This window comes from Thermococcus sp. ES12, from assembly GCF_012027515.1.
Lineage (GTDB): Archaea > Methanobacteriota_B > Thermococci > Thermococcales > Thermococcaceae > Thermococcus > Thermococcus barossii.
In genome coordinates, this window is record NZ_SNUP01000081.1 from 1 (window position 1) to 436 (window position 436).

Here is a 436-nt window from a genome sequence, read left to right on the forward strand (position 1 = left end):
TTGCCAAGGGCAATGGTAACGCCCTCTTTTAGGAGCTTTTCAATGGGCATGACACCGCTAGCAAGTTTCATGTTGCTTGCAGGATTATGAACTATCGTTACCCCCCTCTTGGCTAAAATTTCAATCTCTTTATCACTCAACCAAACACCATGGGCCGCTATGATATCATCCCCGAGAAATCCAAGTTCATCTAAGAATTCAACTGGAGTCATTCCATATTTTTCTTTTATATCCCGCACTTCGCTTTTTGTCTCATTCAGATGAATGGTTATCATTTTCCCTGTTTCATTAGCTTTCTCTCTAACCCATTTTAAAAGCTCTGGAGAACAGGTGTACGGGGCATGAGGGCCAAATAAAAATTCTATTCTTGGTGAGTCTAATTTTTTAATGAACTCTAAAAGCCTGAGAGTTTCCTTAATCTCAACATTTCTCTTTT

General features: G+C 39.4%; 1 protein-coding gene. It reads right to left on the reverse strand.

Annotated features, from left to right (window positions below):
- The coding region (locus tag E3E37_RS11140; protein WP_167717420.1) for an amidohydrolase family protein at positions 1-436 on the reverse strand (436 nt) is incomplete at both ends.